1 protein-coding gene is annotated in these 2,642 nt (G+C 72.4%); it reads right to left on the bottom strand.

What is annotated here, in order from left to right; translation table 11 throughout:
- Positions 1-283: 283 nt before the first annotated feature.
- Positions 284-2,642, bottom strand: a 2,359-nt coding sequence (locus HUV01_RS14795) for a translocation/assembly module TamB domain-containing protein (protein WP_174298960.1), incomplete at its 5' end; no start/stop codon positions are given.

Genomic DNA, 2,642 nt, shown 5'->3' with positions numbered 1-2,642 from the left:
CCCGATGAGATCGGTGCGCAGGCACCGGCTGGCGACGGCGCAGAGTCAGGCCGACAGCTTCACGCGGCGCGCGATCCTGCTCGGCGGCCAGCAGCGCGAGCGAGATCGGAACGAGGGGTCGGCGCATGGTGGGCGATCCTTTCGCGCGCCGGGCTGCGACCGCCGCCCCGTCGCGGCAAGCCTCATTCGGGGTTAACGCGCGGCGCCTCGCGGCCGGGGATCGCCGGCGGGGCGTACCCGTGCCGTTACGGCACGATCCCCCATCCTGCCCGCCAGCGCCCGATCAGTACCGCTTCGAGAACTTCAGGCTGGCGTTCGACCCGCCCTGCGATCCCGCCGCCGACAGCAGGCTGAGCGACCGCGTCAGCGCGATCGTCAGCTGGGTCGCGGTGAAGCCGCGCGCGTCGGTGATGATCTCCACATAGATGTTGCGCGTGATGTACTTGCCCGCCGCGAGCCCCGTCGCCTTCTGCCCGGTGGCCGCGTCGGCGCTGACCAGCCCCAGCTTGTCGAGCCCGGTCGCCGAGCGCAGCTTGCCGAGCGGGTTGAGCCCGCCCCCGCTCGACCCGCGCAGGCCGTTCAGCGCGGCGGCGAGCTGGATCGCCTGCGTCGCCGACAGGTCCGCGGGGTTGGTCCCGAACAGCAGCCGGCTCAGCACCTCGTCCTGCGGCAGCGCGGGCGTGGAAGTGAACGCGATCTGCGGATGCTGGCCGGTGCCCGTCACGTTCAGCACGACGGTGATGTCCGACGTGACGGTCGTCGCCTGAAGGTCGATGTCCGGATCGGACAACGGGCCGCCGTGGAAGGTGACGATGCCGCGGTTGACCTCGAACCGCTTGCCGTTGAACGTGTAGGTGCCGCGCACGACCTGCAGCCTGCCGGTGACGGCGGGCGCGGCCGACGTGCCGCCGACGTGCATGTCGAGCATCCATTCCGAATCGAGGCCCATGCCCGACACGAACACCTGGCCGGGCGCGATGAGGTGGAGGTCGAGCTTGAACACGCTAGGCTTGTCGGCGGCGGCGGCGGCGGTCCTGCCGATGTCGCTCTTCCGGCGGACGCCCGTGAGCTCGGGCACCTCCGCCGCGCCCTGGCGGATGATCGCGTAGCGCGCGTCCTCGACGTTGATCGTCCCCTGGATCAGGCCGTCGTTCAGCGTCTTGGTGACGTGGACCTGCCCGGACGCGGTGGCGCCCAGCGAGTCGCTCCGCGCAAGCTGCGCCTTGTTCAGGGTCGCGGTCACGTCGATCGGGAACCCCAGCGCGGCGGCGAGGCCGACGGTGCCCCTGGCGTCGACCGTACCGTCGCCGGCCCTGGCCGTGAACGTGTCGAGCGTCAGCCGGTCGTTGTTGAAGTGCGCGCCGATCCGCATGTTCGACAATCGCGTGCCATAGGCCTCGTTGTCATAGGTCAGGTTGTCCGCGCGGATCTGGCCGTTGAGCACCGGCGCCTGCAACCGCCCGCCGAAGTCCGCCGCGATCGCGATCGCGCCCGCCAGCTGCTGCTGCGGCAATGCGGCGAGGCTGAACAGCACGCCCGCCGGCCCGTTGTACCGGATGCCGCCCGACAGCGGCGCGGCGAGCAGCCGCGACGCGTAGGAAGCGCCGGCCGGTATCGGCTGGAGGTTCGCGACGATCCGCCCGACCGGCGTGCCGTTGCGCTTCACCAGCGCCCGCGCCTGCGCGCCCGCCTGGCCAAGGTCGCCGGCGAACACGACGTCGACGGGTTCGGAGGTGGCGGCAAGGCCGCTGCGCGTGAAGTTGCTCACCGCCACGCGCGCGGTCCCGGTGGGAAGTGCGGTGGGCGTCGCCTGCGCGATGTCGAGGCTGCCGGTCGCGGTGCCGCCGATGCCAAGGTTCGGGATCAGCGCGTTGGCGGCGGACAAGTCCAGCGTGTCGAGCCGCGCCTGCGCGGTCAGCCCGTGGCCATAGCTGCCCGCGATCCGCGCCGCGCCATGGTCGAACACGATCCGGGTCGGGAACAGGCGGTACACGCCGCCCGCGACATGAATGCGCGCGGGGTCGCCGGTGCGCAGGTTGATGCCGTTGGCGATGCCCTTCAGCGCGATGAGATAGTCGGTCGGGCTCAGCGTCGCGTTGGTGGCCAGGCGGAACGCCGCGCCGTTGTTGGCGCCGGTCAGCAGCGCCTGCGCGGTGCCGCGGCCGCCAACATAGTTCACCTTGACGCGGCCGGTCTGCACCACCGTCGGGCCGTAGTGGAGGTCCGCGACCTGCGCGTCCGCAACGATCTGCGGCGCCGTGGGAAGGTTCACGAAGCTCGCGTTCACGATGCCCCGGCCGAGCGTGAAGCCCGCGACGCCCGGGACATGCGCCTGGAACGCGCGCGCGGCGACGTCCGCGCGCTGGTACCTGCCCTGCGCCGCGAGGAGGACGTCGCCGGTCAGCCCGGAGCCGACGAAGGCGAGCCGGCCCGCGAACGGCCCCGCCGCGGTGGCCGCGACCCGGCCGTTGGCGGTGATGCCCGCGAACACGATCCGGTGGATGTCGGCGGACAGCGTCGGGCTGGGGCGCACCAGCACGTCGGCGGTGAACGGGCCGTAGCTCGTCCCGCCGGTCGCGTTCACCTGGTATGCGCCGCCGCGCCCGACCACCCGCGCGTCGAGGTCGACCAGCCCGACGCCG

The sequence above is a fragment of the Sphingomonas bacterium genome (genome assembly GCF_903643035.1).
GTDB lineage: Bacteria > Pseudomonadota > Alphaproteobacteria > Sphingomonadales > Sphingomonadaceae > Sphingomonas.
The sequence above is the reverse complement of the archived record's forward strand: the minus strand, read 5'-3'. Positions and strand labels throughout refer to the sequence as shown.